Source organism: Streptomyces sp. NBC_00370, from assembly GCF_036084755.1.
In the GTDB taxonomy this organism is placed as follows: Bacteria; Actinomycetota; Actinomycetes; order Streptomycetales; family Streptomycetaceae; genus Streptomyces.
In genome coordinates this window covers 8,562,415-8,579,530 of sequence record NZ_CP107968.1, presented here as the reverse complement: position 1 = coordinate 8,579,530, position 17,116 = coordinate 8,562,415, and the positions used below count along the sequence as shown (strand labels likewise).

Genomic DNA, 17,116 nt, shown 5'->3' with positions numbered 1-17,116 from the left:
TCCCCGGCTACCAAGCCAGCGCCAAGGAAACTCTGATGATCACACCCTTGCCTCACCACACACCGCCATGCCCTCCTACGCGCGGGCGCGCCGGTGCGCCCGCCGTGCAGAACCGCGCCACGTACGTCGCGGACCACGCCGGTGACACCACCGCGGCACACAGCCGGGCTGGAGACGTCACATGAACTACCGGACTCCGAAACCGCAGGTCGATACAGGTGTCGCGCACCCGGCACGGGTGTACGACTGGCTGCTGGGCGGCAAGGACCACTACCTGGTGGACCGTCAGGTCGGCGAGAAGTTACCGCCGATGGCGAAGGCCACCGCACGGCAGAACCGGGCATTCATGCATCGCGTGACCGCGTGGCTGGCCGGCCAGGGGATAACCCAGTTCCTCGACATCGGCACCGGCATCCCCACCGAACCGAACCTCCACCAGATCGCACAGCACATCAACCCCCACGCCCGGGTCGTCTACGCGGACAACGACCCCATCGTCCTCGCACACGCCGCGGCACTGCTCATCAGCACCCCCCAGGGCAGGACCGACTACATCGACGCCGACGCCCGCCACCCGGCCGCCATCCTCGAACACGCCGCAGCACACCTGGACTTCAGCCGGCCCGTCGCCGTGTCCATGATCGCCCTGCTCCACTTCATCCCCGACACCGACGACCCGTACGCGATCACCCGCACCCTCATCGACGCCCTCGCACCCGGCAGCTATCTGGTCCTCTCCCACGGAACCTTCGACCACCACCCACAGCTCGGGGACCAGATCACCGGTGCTTACAACGGGGGCGGTATCGGCGTGACGTCACGTACGCGCGAGGAGGTGGTCCGGCTGTTTCACGGCCTTGACCTGGTCAGCCCGGGCCTGGTCCCCGCACCCCACTGGCACAAGAACGACGCCGCCCCGGTGGACGAGCGCAGCGCCATCTACACAGGCGTAGGCACCCTATGAATACACCCCGTCAACTCCTTGCGGACCGGCTCTCGGTGCCCGCTTCCTTGCGGGCGGTGCCCGGGTGTCTGTTGAGCAAGCGGAACTGCCCGTTGAGCGCGGGCGACTGCTGCTCGCCGGGGTGGTCGCCCGGCACCACGGGTCATCGTGACCGGCACAGCATCGGCGTCCGCGCCTTCTACGGAGAGCACCGGAGTGTGACCTCGGAGAACGACCGGTCCCCCAGTCGACCCGCACTGCGTCGCGCCGGCGCAGACCCTGCACCTACCTGGTGCACCCTCCCCCTGGCCGAAGGAGCGACCGTGATGAAACCAGCCGCGAAGACCGCGCCGGTCATCCGGACGATCCCCCTCGGCCTACCCGCAAGCTCCAGCGCCGGCGCACGCGCCCGTCTCAAAGCCCGGGCAGTCCTTGTCGAGTTGGGCTGGCCGGGCGACCGGCAGACCGCAATCCACGTCCTGCACAGCCTCGTCGACAACGCCGTACACCACGGCCTTACCGCCGAGCGGCCCGGGCAACGCCTCCATGCCAGCCTCAGCATCACCGAAGCCTGTGAACTCCTCATCGACGTCTCCGACCCCAACCCCACCTTCCCCGTCTTCGACAAAGCTGTCACCGGCGACATGGGAGGTGGCGGGCTCCAGGACGCGACCCAGCACGGCGCCGTCCTCTCCTGGTTCGTCTGTGCGGAAATTGGTGGCAAGACCGTCCGCGCCACGATGCAGCCGAGGCAGGTGGACCTGTGACCGTGTCGGCCCTGACGGCCGAGGCGTCCGTCATCGGTGTTCAGATGATGGACCGGCTGATCGAAGCCGCCGGACTGGGGCGAGAGCCTGCCGAGGACATGGCAGACCTCGCGGAGCTGATCCGGACGCTTCTCGCGGTCGACCAGCGGCGGGACACCTGTGTACGCCTCGGGGGCAACCTGTTCGACGTGGTCATCACCGCCTCCGGCATCCAGGCCCACGCCGCGGTCGCCCGGATGGACGAGCTGCAGAGGGGATGCGGCCCCGTCATCGAGGACCCCGACAGCGGATGGCTCTACTGGCTCGTCCCACCCGGAACATCCACTCTCTGGGCCCCACACACTCATGGCGTGTGCGTGGGAGGACCACACACGATCACCCTGCCGCCACTGAATCGTTCCGCTCCCCCGGGACCCTACTGGCTGCGGCCCTCCGCAAGCGACCGACTCGTCCCACCGTCAAGACTCCGCGAGGCCCTGGCCCAACTCCGGCCCGAACCACCTCCGCACACCGCACTCACACAACAACTCACCAGCGCCACCTGATCCCCCGTGCCCGTCAACGCTGCCCCCAGGACGTGGGCAGGCACGGGCCAGACCCCCTGCAGCGGGGGCGAATCCGCTCCCAGCCGCAGGCCCAGTTCAACCAAGCCGAGACCGTCCCCAGGCACAAACACGCTGGTGGGCCAAGCTTCAACTCACCGCAACCTACAGAGGAACACCATGCGCAGGCCGATCGTGCCCTACGTCATCCCCTGGGCAGGAGAGACCATCTCCCATCCCGAACCTGTCATCACCCCGGCCGGCATCCACTACGCCGACCCCCACCAGGACCAGTTACACCGCGACCTCGACACGCTGTGGGAACAGTGCACCGGCGACCCCACCGGACAACCCCAGTACACCGCCGAACTCCACCCCGCACGCCAGAAGAAAGCCATGGAAGGACTGCTCTGCGCCGGGTGCAAAGCCCCGGCCGCACGCTACATGAACGGCATGACCTGGGTGCTGCCCCTGTACGACGACACCCCGCCGGACCACTGGGACGGTGTACACACCACCATCCCACCCATGTGTAAGATCTGCGCGAAGATGGCCCCGCAGTGGTGCCCGCGCCTGCGCGAAGGGCACGTCGAGCTCCGCGTCCGCGAAGCCGAACACATCGGCGTCCGCGGCACCCTCTACCCCCGCCCCGGCGAACCCGGAGTGCCCGACCCGGACGCGCTGGTCCTCTTCGACTCGCCTGACCTGCCGTTCGTCGTCGCCCGCCACGTCGTCCGGGAGCTGCACCGCACCACCCTGATCCGCTTTGCTGCGGCAGCCACCTGACTCGCGCGAATCTCTACTCAATGCCGCACGGTGGGCGTCGGCGACGAGCCGTGCTCCGACGTCAGGTAGTCGACGTCGCACGGGCCGCCGGAGTCACCCGGCAGAACCTCTCCTACGAGTTCGCCGGCAAGGACAGCCTGGCCCGCGTACTCGGGCGCCGCAAGGCCGACCGCTAACCGCCCGGAGCCCGGCGAACCTGCGGACCAGTTGGTGCCCGTCACGCGAATGGTCCCTCGCCGAGGCCACTGCCAAATCCGTGCCGCGCGCACTGCTCACCGGCTGCTGGGAAGGAAACCCGGCTATCTGCCCTGCGCCCGTCTGCCCTCGCGCCGGCACTCCGGCCGAGTGGCTCACGCCGCCGGTCTCCTGGCTGCTCGGACAGTTCGGCACACGCACCTGATCCGAGAACCGTATCCCGACGGCCCTATAGCGCGGCCGTAGCGACGGTAGACAACTGGCCGCAACCACACCCACGAACAGCATGAGGACCATCTGTGCCTGAGATTGTGCTTACCCGCATCCGCCGCGGCTGGTTGACCCGTCCGGCCTGCAGGCGGGACGGAAGAGCTGTGGTCCACGTACGCACCGCAGCGGGCCCCCTGACGATCCCCGTCCGAATCACCGCGCTGTCTCACCACCGGATCCACACTGCCGCCCGGTTCCAGGTCGACAGCGCGACTTCCCTCACCGCAGGAGCACAACGATGACCCAGATCACAGTGGACGACAGGACCGGGAGTAACCCGAAGATGGCCGCCCTGGCCAACGAGATACTCACGGCGGCAGCACCACTCGTGGAGGAGACCGGCGGTCTCCCCCTGCCTCCCACCATCACCTGCACGCTCCATGATCCCCACGGGAGGGCCGCCGATTACGCCGACTTCATCAAGGGCCTCCTCCAACGGGAGACCGCCGGGAAAAATCTCACCACCTCCCAACACCGTCGCATCGCAAAAGCGCCTCTAGTGACACGGATGATCGTTGTCCGCGCCGGCCACCCCGTCGACGTGGTGACCAACAGCATCCTCCAGCCGAGGCTCCTCTTCGCACCCGACGCCATGCGGTTGAAGGGCCAGAAGGCACCTGAGCACGCTTATGAGCAACACCTCGTCGAAGCGCTGGTGACAGCCGGTCAGATTTCCACCAGCCAAGGCGCCGTCGTCCCCCAGAAGATATGGCCGTACGCGCACAAGGCCCTCTTTCATCCGTCGTGGTACGTCACGTTCGGCCACGCCCGGTGGGCCGCCCGCGAAGTGTGCACCCAACTCGGCTACCAGCCACCACACAGCAGCACCGCCCAGTCCTGGTCGCGGCGCGCTGCGACCTTGCTCGCCGCGCCACGCCGTCGCATGAGCGACGACGGCCGGGCAGAGAGAGCTGCGGCATTCGTCCAGCAAGCCATCGAGATGGGAACAATCGATACCTTCAACCGCGTCTGGACCGAGCCGGAACTCCTGCCGACCCGACGCGAGCGCTCCTCGCCCGACCAGTGGGTTCAGCGGATCTCCGACCATCCCGCCGCACGATGAGGGTCCTGCTGCTCGGCGCCAACGGATTCCTCGGCCGGTTCGTGGCCGACCGGCTGCTCGCCGACCCCGCCGTGCATCTCACCGCCCTGGGCCGCGGCGACGACGCCGACGTACGGTTCGACCTCGCGGGCGGCAGCCCCGGAGCGCTCACCCGCTTCCTGGACGCCGTCCACCCCGGGGTCGTCATCAACTGCGCCGGTGCCACCCGGGGCGGGGCGCGCGAGCTGATCCGGCACAACACCGTCGCCGTCGCCACCGTCTGCGAGGCGCTGCGCCGCAGCGGCTGCGGCGCCCGGCTCGTCCAGCTCGGCTGCGCCTCCGAGTACGGCCCGTCGCCGCACGGCTCGTCCACGGCCGAGGACGCCGTACCGCGCCCCGGCGGCCCGTACGGGGTGAGCAAGCTCGCCGCCTCCGAACTCGTCCTGGGCGCGGGGCTCGACGCCGTCGTGCTGCGGATCTTCTCGCCCGTGGGACCCGGCACCCCGGCGGGCTCACCGCTCGGCCGGCTAGCCGAGGCCATGCGCCGCGCCATGCAGGGCGGCGACGGCGAGCTGAAGCTCGCCGGGCTCGGCGTCCAGCGGGACTTCGTGGACGTACGCGACGTGGCCCGCGCGGTGCACGCCGCCTCCCTCTCCGCGGCACAGGGCATCGTCAACATCGGCACCGGACGGTCCGTGAAGCTCAGGGACGCCGCCGCCGTGCTGGCCAGGGTCGCCGGATACGCGGGCGCGCTGCACGAGTTGGACGCCCCGGGCCCCGCCCGGCACGGCCACGCGCCGATCGGCGCCCAGCGCGGCGAGTCCGCGCCGGAACAGCTCGGCGCCGGCCCGTTCCCCTACCCCGACGGCTGCGGCAGCTGGCAGCAGGCGGACGTACGCACCGCACGCGACCGGCTCGGCTGGCGCCCACGGATCAACCTGGAGGAGTCACTGACCGACATCTGGGCGCAGACGGCGCGCCGCACCACCACTCCTCCCGTCCACGATTCAACTCTCTTCCGCGGTGAGGAAAGCGGCTTCGTCCAGGAAGCCGAAGACCCAAAGCAGCTCGGGACCACGAGGGCGGCCGGCTCGACGATTCCTGGACGCCGCGACGCGGGAACTCGCGGAACTGACGACAGGATCACCGCAGTACGCATCGAGGAGATTATGCGCAACCGTCTGGCTGACCGGGTCTACCCAGCGAACGCGCGGATACCCACCCTGCCCGGTCTTGCCGCCGAGTTCGGCGTTTCCGTCACCACTGTCCGCGCCGGCCTCGCACCCCTCATCACGCAAGGACTCCTGTTCGTATCCGACCGACGGAGGGACGGCACACTGGTCTCCCACCTGGCAAGCGAACTGTCGCGCGACGACGTGCTGCGCATGACCGGACGGACTGGCCCGGGCGAGACCCCATACCCCGCGTGGGGCGAAACAATGAGGCTCGTAGATTGGAGCCGGGACCCGCGGTGCCTGGTCTCCTACTCGACCCTCGTGGCCAGGGTTCGTGAGTACGGGTGGGAACTGCAGCGCGCGTTGACGACACCGCCGGGCGGATCCACCAAGCTGCAGCAGCACAGGCCGAATTCGGGATGAGTGAGGCAGAGATCGATCCAGAGACCAGCGACATCGGCGCCCGGCTGGAGCGCACCAACGCACTGCTGAAGAGGATGCTCGCCGAGGTCGCGAAGACTCCGTCCACGCATGCCATCTTCGTCGACGCCGGTTACGTCTATGCTGCGGCCGGGTTGCTTGTAACGGGTACCGAGGACCGGCGGTCGTTCGATCTCGACGCCGAAGGGCTCATCGAGGCCTTCATCGACAAAGCCAGGATCATCTTCGCGGACAGCAGGCTGCTGCGCGTCTACTGGTACGACGGCGCCAGGCGCCGTATCCACACCCCGGAGCAGCAGTCCATCGCCGAGCTGCCCGACGTCAAGGTGCGGCTCGGCAATCTCAACGCCAACAACCAGCAGAAGGGCGTCGACTCGCTGATCCGTACGGATCTCGAATCGCTCGCCCGGCACCGCGCCATCAGCGACGCCGCACTCGTCGGCGGCGACGAGGACCTGGTGTCGGCCGTCGAGGCCGCGCAGGGCTACGGGGCGCGGGTGCATCTGTGGGGCATCGAGGCCGCCGACGGGCGCAACCAGGCCGAGCCGCTGCTCTGGGAGGTCGACAGCCAGCGCACCTTCGACCTCGAATTCTGCAAGCCGTACGTCACCCGGCGGCCGGTCACCACCTACGAGCACGAAGGCGACCCGCCGCCCTCACGCGACCAGGCCCGGTTCGTCGGCGCGCAGATCGCCGCCACCTGGCTGGTCGAACGGGGACGGGAAGCGATGGGCGAACTCCTGCCGGGCCTGCCCTACCTGCCAGGCCCCGTGGACCAGGACCTGCTGATCGACGCGGAGAGACTCCTCCAGCGGTCTTTGCGAGGCCACTCCATGCTCCGCAGAACCCTGCGCGACGGATTCTGGCATCACCTTCAATCGCAGTACTGACCCCAACGGGTCCATGTCGTGCCTCGCGGGGGCCCCAGATATCCGTCAGCTCCGTTTCGGCGGTGTGTCCGTGCTGGAGCGGTGCTCAACGTTCTCGACGAGGTCACGGTCTGCACCAGTCCCGCATGCCGACAGCCGTGCGATTGCACGCGGCGGCCATGGCTCCGTCCCGGCCCGGTGACGTCCTGGAGGGCAACGCGGACCTCTGCAGCCGCCGAGACGGCACCGGTGTGAGGATTGGGCCCGGAGCTGCAAGCGCTGGCGCGCATCGGCCGGTTCCGCACCGACGAGGTTCACACCAGCCGACTGTCAGCCGGCACCCCCGAAGATCGAACCGCCGTCCTCTCCCCGCGTCAGGTACGGGCGACTTCGGCGGCACGCTGGGACAGGCCTGCGGCGCCGGGGATCCCACGTCGCATCCAGCGGGTCGTGGTGGCGTGGATCGTTTTGGCTTCGCGCCGGTTGCGCTCGGAGGCGACCCCGTCCATCACGGTCAGGGCCTCACCCCACAGCGCGATGCTCTCGTCGTAGCGGCGTTGGGCGGCGACCGAGCGGGCGAGGTTCACCGCGGCCTTCGGCCAGGAGCCGCAGCGGCTCCGCCAGTTGTCCGGCCTCCTTCGGGTAGCGCTCAAGGTAGGCGGTGAGCACTCCCGCCATGTCGGAATCAGTGATCGCCACAGGTCATCGCCCTCCGCTCGGCCCGAGGAGGGGTTCCGCCGAGACCCGCCGTTCGAAGGCGGCCGCCAAGCACGTGCACAGTCAGCTCCACAGGGTCGTGGCGTTCCGGAAGCCACGCACTCTACAAGTCCGCCCGGCCCCACACGGGCCAAGGAGCCGGTGGGCGTGCGGCGCTTGGGAACCTCGGCGATTCGGCCAACCGCCCTTGGTGGCAGTGCCGTTGCAGGAGCTGGGTCGGTGCAGTTTCCACGGGTCCTCGAACGCTCTCTCCCGGGACTTCAGGACCGACCGAAAAACGTGTGTTCGATATCAGGGGTTGCGTCGTTGAGCATTGCGTACCAGCCGTGACCGACCGACAGGGGGATCGACTTGACCTCGGGCAGCACAGCCGCACAGCCGAGCACGGACGAAGCGGAGGGGACTCCACCGGACAGCGGGGGCGCGGCGCAGGAGGAGGAGTTCCAGTACCGGGACGAGTCCCGGCTCCAAGCCGGCGCGCAGATGACGACGACCACGATGGCGCGGCGCCTGCCCGTGCTGGTGCGCCGGTCGTTGCGGATGGCGTGGCAGGTGGACCGGGGCGCGACGGCCGGGCTGCTCGCGTGCCAGATCGGCACCGGTGTGCTGGCCGCGCTGGGCCTGTTTGCCGTGACCGGGACCCTCACCGCGCTGATCGCCTCCGGCGACATCACCGAGCGGCTGCGGGAGGCGGCGCCGCAGCTGGCCGTCGTCGCCGTGGCTGCCGGGCTGCGCGCCCTGTTGGGGGTCACGGTGACCTGGCTGACCGGGCGGCTGCGGCCGGTGCTCGCCCGTGCCGCGGAAGTCAGCATGGTCGAGGCGGCGCTCGGCGCCGAGGCCGCGGCGAACAACAAGCCGGGGTACAACGACCAGTACGACATCGCCGACCGCGGCGCGCAGGTCACCCCTGACCTCGTCGAGGAAGCCCAGGACGTGTTGGCCGCCACGGCGACCCTCGCCGCCGGCGCCACGGTCCTCACCGTGATCCACCCGGTTCTCCTGCCTCTGCTGCTCCTGGCGTGCCTGCCGCAGGCCGCGGCGTACGTGCGCGCGGCCCGCGTGGTGTACCTCGCGGGCCTGGAGACGTCGGGGCGCCGGCGGATGCTGCACAAGCTGCGCTGGCACATGTCCTACATGGAGTCGAGCGAGGAGATGCGGGCCTGCCTGGCCGGCCCGTTCCTCCTGGGCCGCTACCGGCGCCTCGCCGCGTCGGTCAACGTCTCGGAGCGCGAGGCCGCGAACACCGGGGCCTGGATGGGCCTGGCCGGCGCGGCGGCCGGCGGCGTCGCATCGGCGGCGGTCTGGGCGACCCTGCTGTGGCTCCTGGTCTCCGGCCGGATGGACCTGGCGGCGGGCGGCGGCGCGGTCTTCGCCCTGCAGACGGCGACCGGCTCGGTGCGGGGCATCATCAACGGCGGGGCCCGGCTGGTGCGCACCGGCTGGTACGTGCAGGACTGGCAGAACTTCATCGACAACGCCCATGGGCAGGCGATGGTGGCCTCCCGTGGCTCCGAGGTGCTGTCGGCGCCGCCGGAGCGGTTCGAGGTCCGCAACGTCACCTACCGGTACGACGGCGCAGAGAAGGACAGCCTGGTCGGGGTGTCGCTGACGGTACGGCGCGGGGAGATCGTGGCGCTGATCGGGGAGAACGGGTCGGGGAAGACGACGCTGTCCCGGCTGATCTGCGGGCTGCTGCTGCCGACCTCCGGGGAAGTGGCCTGGGACCACAGAACCACCGCGCGGCTGGAACCGTGGGAGGCGTGGAAGCACGTGGCGGTGGCACCGCAGCGGTTCACCTACCTGCCGCTGACGCTGCGCGACAACGTCACCTTGGGGCAGGGCGACACCAGCGACGCCGCACTCCTGGCGGCCTGCGAGGCGTCCGGAGCCGCGGACATGCTGCCCGCCCTCCGTTCCGGCCTCGACACCCTCCTGACCAGCGAATGGTTCGGCGGCCACCAACTGTCCGGCGGGCAGTGGCAACGCGTCATCCTGACCAGGGCATTTCACCGGAAAGCCAGCCTTCTGGTGATGGATGAGCCGACGGCCGCCCTCGACGCCCGAGCCGAGCACCATGTTTTCACCGGCCTGCGGGACCTGGCCAAGGACAGGGCCATCCTTCTGATCACGCACCGGCTCGCCAATGTAGCCGCGGCCGACCGGATCGTCGTCCTCGACCAGGGCCGGCTGATCCAGGAGGGAACGTACGCCCAGCTCACCCGCGAGCCCGGGCTCTTTCGGACCCTGTGGGAACTCGAGCAGCGCACCGGCGGTGCGCCCGATCCGACCTGAACTCCGCCGCAGTCCGGAGCCGGCCCCGGCCGTCCGACAACGGCCGGAGTCCGCCAGGTTCGCCGACCTCGCCGTCAGACAACCGGACACGGCAAGCCAGAACCCAGCCCCGAGCGCAACATCCCGCCGAAGGTGAGCAGATGCCCGTGTCGCTAAGCCACACCCACATCCGCAAGACCGCCGAGGTATACTTGGCGCGGCATCCGCAGGAGCGAGAATCCCTGGCCGGGCTGCTGTCCCTTCTGGACGGCGCCGACAACCCGGCCGACCGAACCGCACTCCCCGGCCACGTCACCTGCAGTGCAGTAGTCATCGACCGTGAACAGCGCGTTCTGCACATCAGCCACAAGATCACGGGGCTGCTCCTCAACCCAGGCGGCCATGTCGAGGGCGACCGGATGCTCCTGGCCGCGGCGCTGCGGGAAGTATGTGAGGAGACCGGCCTCCGGCCCGGCGACCTGTGCCTGACACCGCAGTTCCTCGGCGCTCCGATCGATATCGACGTCCATGCCATCGACGCCAACCCCGCCAGCGGCGAAGCCGCACACCGGCATTTCGAATTCCGCTTCGTCTTCTACCTGGTTCCCGAGCAGCACCCCCGGCTCGTCCTGCAGGACGAAGAGGTCGCCGGCGTCAGGTGGTTGGAGTTCGCCGACGTCCGCTCCCCGACCCTGCGCGCCAAGCTTCTGGACGCCCGGAACCAGGGTCTGGACGGGCGGCCGGAGCCCGTCAACGCCTCCGCCCTGATCCACGACGGTCACGGCAGATACCTGCTCCACCTGCGGGACCAGCGTGAAGGCATCTGGGCCCCCGGCACGTTCGCACTGCTCGGCGGCGGCCGCACGCGCGGCGACGTCAGTGTGGAAGCGACCCTACGGCGGGAACTCGCCGAGGAGGTTCCCGGCCTTCAAGTCGAGGGCTTGGCGCCGTACGCGCTGGAAGAGGAAACGAGCGTCGACGGCTTCGCGGTTCCGGTCCAGGTCTTCGAAGCCCGCTGGAACGGTGACCCGGAAACCGTGGACCTGCAGGAGGGTGTGCTGCTGCGGTGGTTCACCCCGGACATGCTGGAGCGACTGAACCTGAGCCCCGGTCTCGGTGACTTCATCCGCCGGCACGCCGCCGAACATCCCCCCGCCGGCAGCCCGCCGATTCCGGCCCGGCTGCTGCGCGCAGAGGCGCCGGAGGGGACCGAGCTGCACATCGTGGGTGTCCACCTCTACCTGGAGGACACCCACGGCCGCATCCTCCTCGGCCTGCGCCACCCCGACTCGCCGTTCGCCGGCAACGCGTGGCACTTCCTCGCCGGTCACTGCGAACGCGAGGAAGCGGTCAACTGCCTGATCAGAGAAGCCCAGGAGGAGGCCGGACTGATCATCGAGGCGAGCGACGTCGAGCTCGTACACGTCGTCCACCTCGTCGACTCGCCGTCCGCGCGGCCGCGCATGCAACTCGTCTTCCGTGCCCGCACGTGGTCCGGCAGACCCGCCGTCCTGGAACCCGACCGGTGCGTGGAGTGGCGGTGGTGGAACCCGAAGGATCTCCCGGCCACCGTCGTGCCCTACACCCGGCAGGCGATCGACGGAATGCTCGCCGGGCGACTGTACTCACAGACGGGCTGGGACAGGCGATGACGGTCACCAGCCGTCCCGACGCAGCGATCGTGGAGTTCGCGGAACAGGCGGTCGGCCGGGTCACCGAGTGGACGGATACGTCGTGGGCGCGCGAGGAGAGCCGGGTGTGGCGGGCCCGAGGTGCACGTGGCGGCACCTGGTACGTGAAGGTGCATCAGAACCAGCGGTTCCACGGTCGGGAGGTTCGGGGCCTGCGAACGTGGGCGGTGGCGGTGGGCGCGGCCGCGCCGCGGCTGGTGGCTGCCGACGAGTCGCTGCGGGCCGTGGTGATCACTACGGTGCCGGGCCGTCCGCTGCATGGCGTGGTCCTGGCCCCGGAGCAGGAGAGAGCGGTCTTCCGCCGGATCGGCGCCCTGGCGCGTCGTATCCACCAGTCCTGCCCGGCCCTTTCCGCTCCGGCCGGCAGCGGACCTGCCCTCCACAAGGCGGACCGGCATCTGGCTGCGGCGCGGGCCCATCTCCAGCCGGGCGACGAGGAATTCGTCCGGGATCTCGTTGTGCAGGCCGGGCGCCTGGAGCCGCTGGAGTGGGTGGAGACCCACGGCGACCTCCAACTCCGCAACATCCTCTACGCCCCCGACATCACGGCGGCAGCGGACGAAGAGGACCCCGGGCCGTTCGTAGCGGTGATCGACCTCGAGCGCAGCGAGCCGGGGCCGGCCGTTCGGGACCTGGTCCGCCTGTCCGACGCCTGGGCCGGCCGCCCCGACCTGTTCGCGGCGTTCCTGACCGGGTACGGCAGGCCCCTGGCCCCGGCCGAGACGGCGCGGCTGGTCATCGACACAGCTCTCGACTCGGTGAGCGGCATCGCCTACGGCTCTGCCCATGGTGATCCCGAGCTTGTCGAGCGCGGCCGACGCACACTGGCCCGGCTGCGCGCCGAACACCACGCACCCCTCTCACCGACAGGACAAACCTGGTGAACGCAGACCGTGCCCCCACCACCGCAGCCGAGCCGCAGACTGCCCCCGGAGACGTTCTGGTGCGCGCGGCGACGTCTACTGATGCGGAAAACATCATCCGGATGCGCTCCGAACATGTCCTGTCCCGCCCCTTCAGCGAGGAATGGATCGGGCGGTGCACGGACGAGCTGGCGCCCCGCCGGAGTCCGGCAGTAGACGCGCGGGCCTTCGTCATCGACTCACCGGACGGCACGATGGCCGCCTGCGCCCTCGGCCTGATCCACCCTGTCCTCCCAGCCCCGGCCTACCCCCGAGGTCTGGCCGCCCGCGTGCACATCGTGGCCACCCGCCCCGGCTTCAGGCGCCGCGGCTACGCCCGCGCGGTGGTCACAGCGCTGCTCGACCATCTCGCCGACGCCGAGGACGTCACTCTGTTCGAGCTCCACGCCAGCGTGGATGCCCAGCCGCTCTACCGCGACCTGGGTTTCACAGGGAGTCCGGCGCTGATGCGAATGACGCGTCTCCCAGCGGCAACTGCATCAGCGCCGGGGAGCGGTCCGGCGTGGGTGCCGCCCGAGCAGTACGCCGAGACGGTGCTGAAGGCCACCGCGTTCGCGTGCGTGCACTTCACCGATCAGGACGGCCGCCCGCTCCAGCTGCACTCCGTCTACTCGTCCGGCCACCCGTGGCAGCTGGTCGGCGGGACGATGGACCACGGGGAGCGGCCCTGGGAGACGGCCGTGCGCGAGTGCCGGGAGGAGACCGGCCTGGCCATGTCCGGCCCGCCTCGGCTGCTGGCCACCGTGTACGGGCTGCCCGGCGCCCAGTGGCCCTACAGCACGATCGGGATGGTCTTCGACGGCGGCGAACTCACCACGGCCCAGATAGCGGCATCACCCTCAACCCACAGGAGCACGACGAGGTCCGCGTCCTACCCCTGGCCAAGTGGAAGGCGCTGATGCCAGCCCGGGACTTCGCGCGCCTGAGCGCGGTAGAAGAGGCCCGCCGCACCGGCGCGGCCGCGTACTTCGGCACTTGGGGCTGGGGCAACGAATGAAGAGCAGCATCGTGTTGGTGCCCGACCGGCGGACCGAGGAGTGATCTGTGGGCTACACCCTGAACAACTGGTCCCAGCACTACGCCGACGGAGGCGGCTTCCAGCCGCTCGGGGACGAGGAGAAGGGCCTCCTCGTTGAGCACGCCCTGCCGCCTGAGGGCGGCAGGGCGCTCGATATCGGCTGCGGCACCGGGGAGTTGGTCGGCTACCTCGGCTCGCTGGGGTACACCGTCGACGGTGTCGATTTCGCCGAGGGTGCGCTGGACCGGGCTCGCGCGGAACACTCCGAGGTGGAGGGGGCGCGCTGGCTGTGCCTGGACGTGGAGCATGACGACCTGGACCGGCTTGCGGAGGACGGGTACGACCTGATCGTCATGCGGCTGTCCATTGCGTTCATCCGCAATCGTGCCCGCACGGTGCGCCGGCTGACCGCCCGGCTGCGCGAGCCAGGAGTCCTCATCGTGATCACACCGGTCGCAACACATGACACGGACGAGGAGCAGCGCCGCATCGGACTGGACGAAGATGAACTGGGCGCGCTCACCGACGGGTTGGAACAGGTCGGTCGGTTCGAGGCGTCGGATCTGGCGCTGCTGGTCCTACGCGGCCCGGTTGGCCCGTTGCGTACGAAGGAGAAGCAGCGGCCCGAGCCGCAGGCGGTTTTCGGTGCCGCGGCGGTGGTCACGGATCCGTCCGGACGGGTCCTGCTGGGCCGTTCGATCCTGGGCATGTGGGAGCTGCCGGCCGGCCGGATCGAGACAGGAGAGGCCGCACCGGCGGCCGCTGTCAGGGAGTTGGCGGAGGAAACCGGGCTGACGGCGGGCGTGGAGGGCGCTCACGTCATCACCGTGCTCCACGACGACCGGCTCGACGTACGGCGCATCACCGCCGTCGTCCGCGTCACCGCCTGGGAAGGCGAACTAGGCCTACCCGAACCGCACCACTTCGTGCGCTGGGAATGGCACGACGTCTCTGCCCTGGCCACCCTCGGAACGATCTTCGTCCCCACCGCGCACGCGCTCAACGCAGTGTGGCCCGACGTGCTGCCGGGACTGCCGCCCATCCACTCCTACACCTGCTCCCCCACTGTCTCCCCCCTACCGGCAGAACGGTCCGAAGATCAGCAAAACCTCGTCACGGAAGGTGGACAAGGTGCCTGACCCCGACGAGGTGACCCGCGCGAAACCGGAACCACCAGAGAGTGGCGAACCACCGGCCCCCTTCTCGTTGCGCGCGCACCCTTCCTTCAGGGCGTACCTGACCGGGGAGGCGGCGAGCTTGCTGGGGACGTCGTCACACACCGTGGCATTGCCCGCCCTCGCCGTTCTCACTCTGCACGCGAGCCCCAGCCAGGTCGCCACCCTCGCGGTCCTCTCCCAGGTGCCCGCGTTCGTGCTGGCCCTGCCGGCCGGGGCGTACGTCGACCAACACCCGAAACGACCGGTACTGATCGGCACCGACCTGATTGCCGCGGCAACCGTCGCCGTGATTCCCCTGACCGCGCTCGGCGGATGGCTGTCCTTCCCCGTGCTCTACGGTGTGGCGCTCATCGTGGGAGCGGCGACTGTGCTGCACCTGGCGGCCGCGATCGCCGTCGTGCCCGACCTGGTTCCCCGGCCCCAGCTCCACGAGGCCAACTCACGGGTCGGCGGCGCGTTCAGCCTCGCGGACGCCCTGGGCTCCTACACGGGCGCGGGGGTCGTGGCCGCACTGGGGGCGGTCCGTGCGTTCTGGCTGGACGCGCTGTCGTACCTGTTCTCCGCCTGGTGCGCCACGCGCATCCGACTCGTCGAGAACCCCGCCCTCCCCGCCCGGGAGCGGGAGCGACTGGGCCCCGCCATCTGCAAGGGCCTCGCCTTCGTCGCGCGTACCCCCGTGGTCCGCCCGTTGGTGCTCAGCCTGCTCCTGACCGGCATCGGCGGGGCCCTGATCGAGGTGTACCGGGCGTACTACCTCCTCACCGTCCTGAACGCGGGCGCTGTCGGGCTCGGCATCGTGATGGGCGTGTCCGGCGTTGGTGGCGTTGTCGGAGCGCTGCAAGCACCGCGGCTGGTCAGACGGTTCGGGCCCGGCCCGGTGATGCTGGGAGCCTTCGGGCTGTACCCGGCCCTGGGCGTCCCGTTGCTCCTGGCCCGGCCGGGTCCCGGCTGGCTGACCGTGCTCGCGCTCACCGGCGCCGCGCAGATGGCGGCCGCGACCTGCGCGGGCACGACACAGCGATCGGTGCGCCAGCAGCTGACCCCGCCTCACTTGCAAGGGCGGGCCCAGCAATCCTCGACGTGGCTGGTCTCCGGCTCCCGGCCGTTCGCGTCAGCCGCAGCCGGGATTCTGGGCGACGCTTTCTCGGTCTCCGCGGCGATGTGGGTCGGCACCGCGATCCTGTGCCTACCGCCCCTCCTGCTGCTGGTGACCCAGCTCGGCCGCCTGACGGCCATGCCCCTGCCCGCCGCCACAACCGTCCAGAAGGCAGCATGACACTGCGGTGGGGAGGTGGACGCGTGCGCCTCGGCTGCCTGATGGAGGGCCGATGTCACCGCGCCGAGCCGTGGTGTCAGTGCCAACTCACGAGCTGACGCACCGTGCGCCCGCTGACAGACGTCGGCCGACCGTCACTGTTCGAGCCCTGGCACACATCCGATTCACCGTGAGAAAGGTTTCCTGGTGGCAGCACCTGAGTCAGCCCATGTTTCCGAAGTTCCTTCCGTGATGGGCGTATTCGCACACCCGGACGATGAGAGTCTGCTCGCCGGCGGAGTCCTCGCCCGGCATCGCGGTGACGGTGCCCGAACAGCGGTCGTCACCGCGACCTGGGCCCCGGACAGCCCGCGCGCCGCCGAACTCGCCGCGGCCCTGGCTGTCCTCGGTGCCGGCGCGCCCCGGATGCTCGGATACCGCGACGCCCGCGACGAGGCGTCCGCACCGGGACAGCCCCGGCTGTGCGACGTTGACCTGGACGAGGCCGTCGCCCAACTGGTCCGACACATCAGACAGTTCCGCCCTACTTCCGTGATCGGCCATGACGCGTTGGGCCAGTTGACCGGCCACCCGGCCACCGCCGTGCCCACCAGATCACTCTCCTCGCTGTCGAAGCCGCGGGCCTTCCGCACCTCTACCCGGAAGCCGGTGAACCCTGGCAGCCCCGGGCCCTGTACGCGGCCACTCACCCCGCCAGCGGCATCCGTGAACTGGGACCTCTTCTGGAGGGGGTCGGAAAGCGCCTGCTCTGTGTCCCGGAGACGTACGTGACCACGGTCGTCGACGTCGCCCCGTGGGCCGCAACGAAGTGGCAGGCGATCATGGCGCATCACAGCGAAGTTTCCCGCGAACGCTCGCTGCCCGCCCTCCTCGCCCGCGCCCCCGAAGAGACCCGCAACAAGATCATCCAGACCGAGTACTTCGCCCGGCTCACCCCAGCGGCCATCCCGGACGACCCCCATCGCCTTACCGCCTGACAGCCCGCCATCCGCACCACCCACCGCCCTGTCCC

At 69.9% G+C, this 17,116-nt stretch carries 15 protein-coding genes and 2 pseudogenes; 16 read left to right on the top strand and 1 reads right to left on the bottom strand.

Features of this window, described 5'->3' with window-relative positions:
• The first annotated feature begins 181 nt into the window (after positions 1-181).
• The 9 genes and pseudogenes from OHS57_RS37635 (at position 182) to OHS57_RS37595 (ending at position 7,051) form a co-directional block, all read left to right on the top strand.
• Complete coding sequence (locus OHS57_RS37635; RefSeq protein ID WP_328584974.1) at positions 182-964, top strand: SAM-dependent methyltransferase; 783 nt, start codon at positions 182-184, stop codon at positions 962-964.
• 305 nt (positions 965-1,269) lie between these two features.
• Positions 1,270-1,710 (top strand): ATP-binding protein, encoded by a 441-nt coding sequence (locus OHS57_RS37630; protein ID WP_328585257.1) that lies wholly within the window; start codon positions 1,270-1,272, stop codon positions 1,708-1,710.
• Positions 1,707-2,255: a hypothetical protein gene (locus OHS57_RS37625; protein ID WP_328584973.1), complete on the top strand. Its 549-nt coding sequence runs from the start codon at positions 1,707-1,709 to the stop codon at positions 2,253-2,255. Before OHS57_RS37630 ends, OHS57_RS37625 begins: the two co-directional genes overlap by 4 nt.
• A gap of 177 nt (positions 2,256-2,432) precedes the next feature.
• Positions 2,433-3,038 (top strand): hypothetical protein, encoded by a 606-nt coding sequence (locus OHS57_RS37620; protein WP_328584972.1) that lies wholly within the window; start codon positions 2,433-2,435, stop codon positions 3,036-3,038.
• 50 nt (positions 3,039-3,088) lie between these two features.
• Positions 3,089-3,214, top strand: a complete 126-nt coding sequence (locus OHS57_RS37615; RefSeq protein WP_328584971.1) for a hypothetical protein — start codon at positions 3,089-3,091, stop codon at positions 3,212-3,214.
• A 527-nt stretch (positions 3,215-3,741) separates the two neighbouring features.
• Positions 3,742-4,566: a zinc-dependent metalloprotease gene (locus OHS57_RS37610; protein ID WP_328584970.1), complete on the top strand. Its 825-nt coding sequence runs from the start codon at positions 3,742-3,744 to the stop codon at positions 4,564-4,566.
• A pseudogene (locus OHS57_RS37605) lies at positions 4,563-5,528 on the top strand (NAD-dependent epimerase/dehydratase family protein); the annotation flags it as partial. The gene OHS57_RS37610 and the pseudogene OHS57_RS37605, both read left to right, overlap by 4 nt.
• Positions 5,505-6,143, top strand: a complete 639-nt coding sequence (locus OHS57_RS37600) for a GntR family transcriptional regulator (protein WP_328585256.1) — start codon at positions 5,505-5,507, stop codon at positions 6,141-6,143. The pseudogene OHS57_RS37605 and the gene OHS57_RS37600, both read left to right, overlap by 24 nt.
• On the top strand, positions 6,140-7,051 hold the full coding sequence (locus OHS57_RS37595) for an NYN domain-containing protein (RefSeq protein ID WP_328584969.1): 912 nt from the start codon (positions 6,140-6,142) through the stop codon (positions 7,049-7,051). The genes OHS57_RS37600 and OHS57_RS37595 overlap by 4 nt, the downstream gene beginning before the upstream one ends.
• Positions 7,052-7,404: 353 nt before the next feature.
• Here the strand turns inward: OHS57_RS37595 and OHS57_RS37590 are convergent, their stop codons facing one another.
• On the bottom strand, positions 7,405-7,683 hold the full coding sequence (locus tag OHS57_RS37590) for a hypothetical protein (protein WP_328584968.1): 279 nt from the start codon (positions 7,681-7,683) through the stop codon (positions 7,405-7,407).
• Positions 7,684-8,098: 415 nt separating this feature from the next.
• On the opposite strand from OHS57_RS37590, the gene OHS57_RS37585 reads away from it, so the two are divergent.
• From OHS57_RS37585 to OHS57_RS37555, 7 genes and pseudogenes are all read left to right on the top strand, one after another.
• Positions 8,099-10,039 carry an ABC transporter ATP-binding protein gene (locus OHS57_RS37585; RefSeq protein ID WP_328584967.1) on the top strand — a complete coding sequence of 647 codons (1,941 nt, stop codon included), beginning with the start codon at positions 8,099-8,101 and terminating at the stop codon, positions 10,037-10,039.
• Positions 10,040-10,179: 140 nt separating this feature from the next.
• Positions 10,180-11,670 carry an NUDIX hydrolase gene (locus tag OHS57_RS37580; protein WP_328584966.1) on the top strand — a complete coding sequence of 497 codons (1,491 nt, stop codon included), beginning with the start codon at positions 10,180-10,182 and terminating at the stop codon, positions 11,668-11,670.
• Positions 11,667-12,593, top strand: coding sequence for an aminoglycoside phosphotransferase family protein (locus tag OHS57_RS37575; protein ID WP_328584965.1), 927 nt, complete (start codon positions 11,667-11,669; stop codon positions 12,591-12,593). The genes OHS57_RS37580 and OHS57_RS37575 overlap by 4 nt, the downstream gene beginning before the upstream one ends.
• A gap of 101 nt (positions 12,594-12,694) precedes the next feature.
• Positions 12,695-13,531, top strand: a complete 837-nt coding sequence (locus tag OHS57_RS37570; protein ID WP_328584964.1) for a GNAT family N-acetyltransferase — start codon at positions 12,695-12,697, stop codon at positions 13,529-13,531.
• Between the two features lie 145 nt (positions 13,532-13,676).
• Positions 13,677-14,789 (top strand): bifunctional class I SAM-dependent methyltransferase/NUDIX hydrolase, encoded by a 1,113-nt coding sequence (locus tag OHS57_RS37565; protein WP_328584963.1) that lies wholly within the window; start codon positions 13,677-13,679, stop codon positions 14,787-14,789.
• Positions 14,773-16,104: an MFS transporter gene (locus tag OHS57_RS37560; protein ID WP_443043036.1), complete on the top strand. Its 1,332-nt coding sequence runs from the start codon at positions 14,773-14,775 to the stop codon at positions 16,102-16,104. Before OHS57_RS37565 ends, OHS57_RS37560 begins: the two co-directional genes overlap by 17 nt.
• A 231-nt stretch (positions 16,105-16,335) precedes the next feature.
• Positions 16,336-17,081: pseudogene (locus OHS57_RS37555) on the top strand (PIG-L deacetylase family protein).
• The last annotated feature ends 35 nt before the right edge of the window (positions 17,082-17,116 follow it).

Excerpts from the sequence above, each read along its gene's own strand:
- OHS57_RS37595 (WP_328584969.1), top strand. The coding sequence starts at position 6,140 with ATGAGTGAGGCAGAGATCGATCCAGAGACCAGCGACATCGGCGCCCGG.
- OHS57_RS37575 (WP_328584965.1), top strand. The coding sequence starts at position 11,667 with ATGACGGTCACCAGCCGTCCCGACGCAGCGATCGTGGAGTTCGCGGAA.
- OHS57_RS37630 (WP_328585257.1), top strand. The coding sequence starts at position 1,270 with ATGAAACCAGCCGCGAAGACCGCGCCGGTCATCCGGACGATCCCCCTC.
- OHS57_RS37635 (WP_328584974.1), top strand. The coding sequence starts at position 182 with ATGAACTACCGGACTCCGAAACCGCAGGTCGATACAGGTGTCGCGCAC.
- OHS57_RS37570 (WP_328584964.1), top strand. The coding sequence starts at position 12,695 with ATGCGCTCCGAACATGTCCTGTCCCGCCCCTTCAGCGAGGAATGGATC.
- OHS57_RS37610 (WP_328584970.1), top strand. The coding sequence starts at position 3,742 with ATGACCCAGATCACAGTGGACGACAGGACCGGGAGTAACCCGAAGATG.
- OHS57_RS37620 (WP_328584972.1), top strand. The coding sequence starts at position 2,433 with ATGCGCAGGCCGATCGTGCCCTACGTCATCCCCTGGGCAGGAGAGACC.
- OHS57_RS37580 (WP_328584966.1), top strand. The coding sequence starts at position 10,180 with ATGCCCGTGTCGCTAAGCCACACCCACATCCGCAAGACCGCCGAGGTA.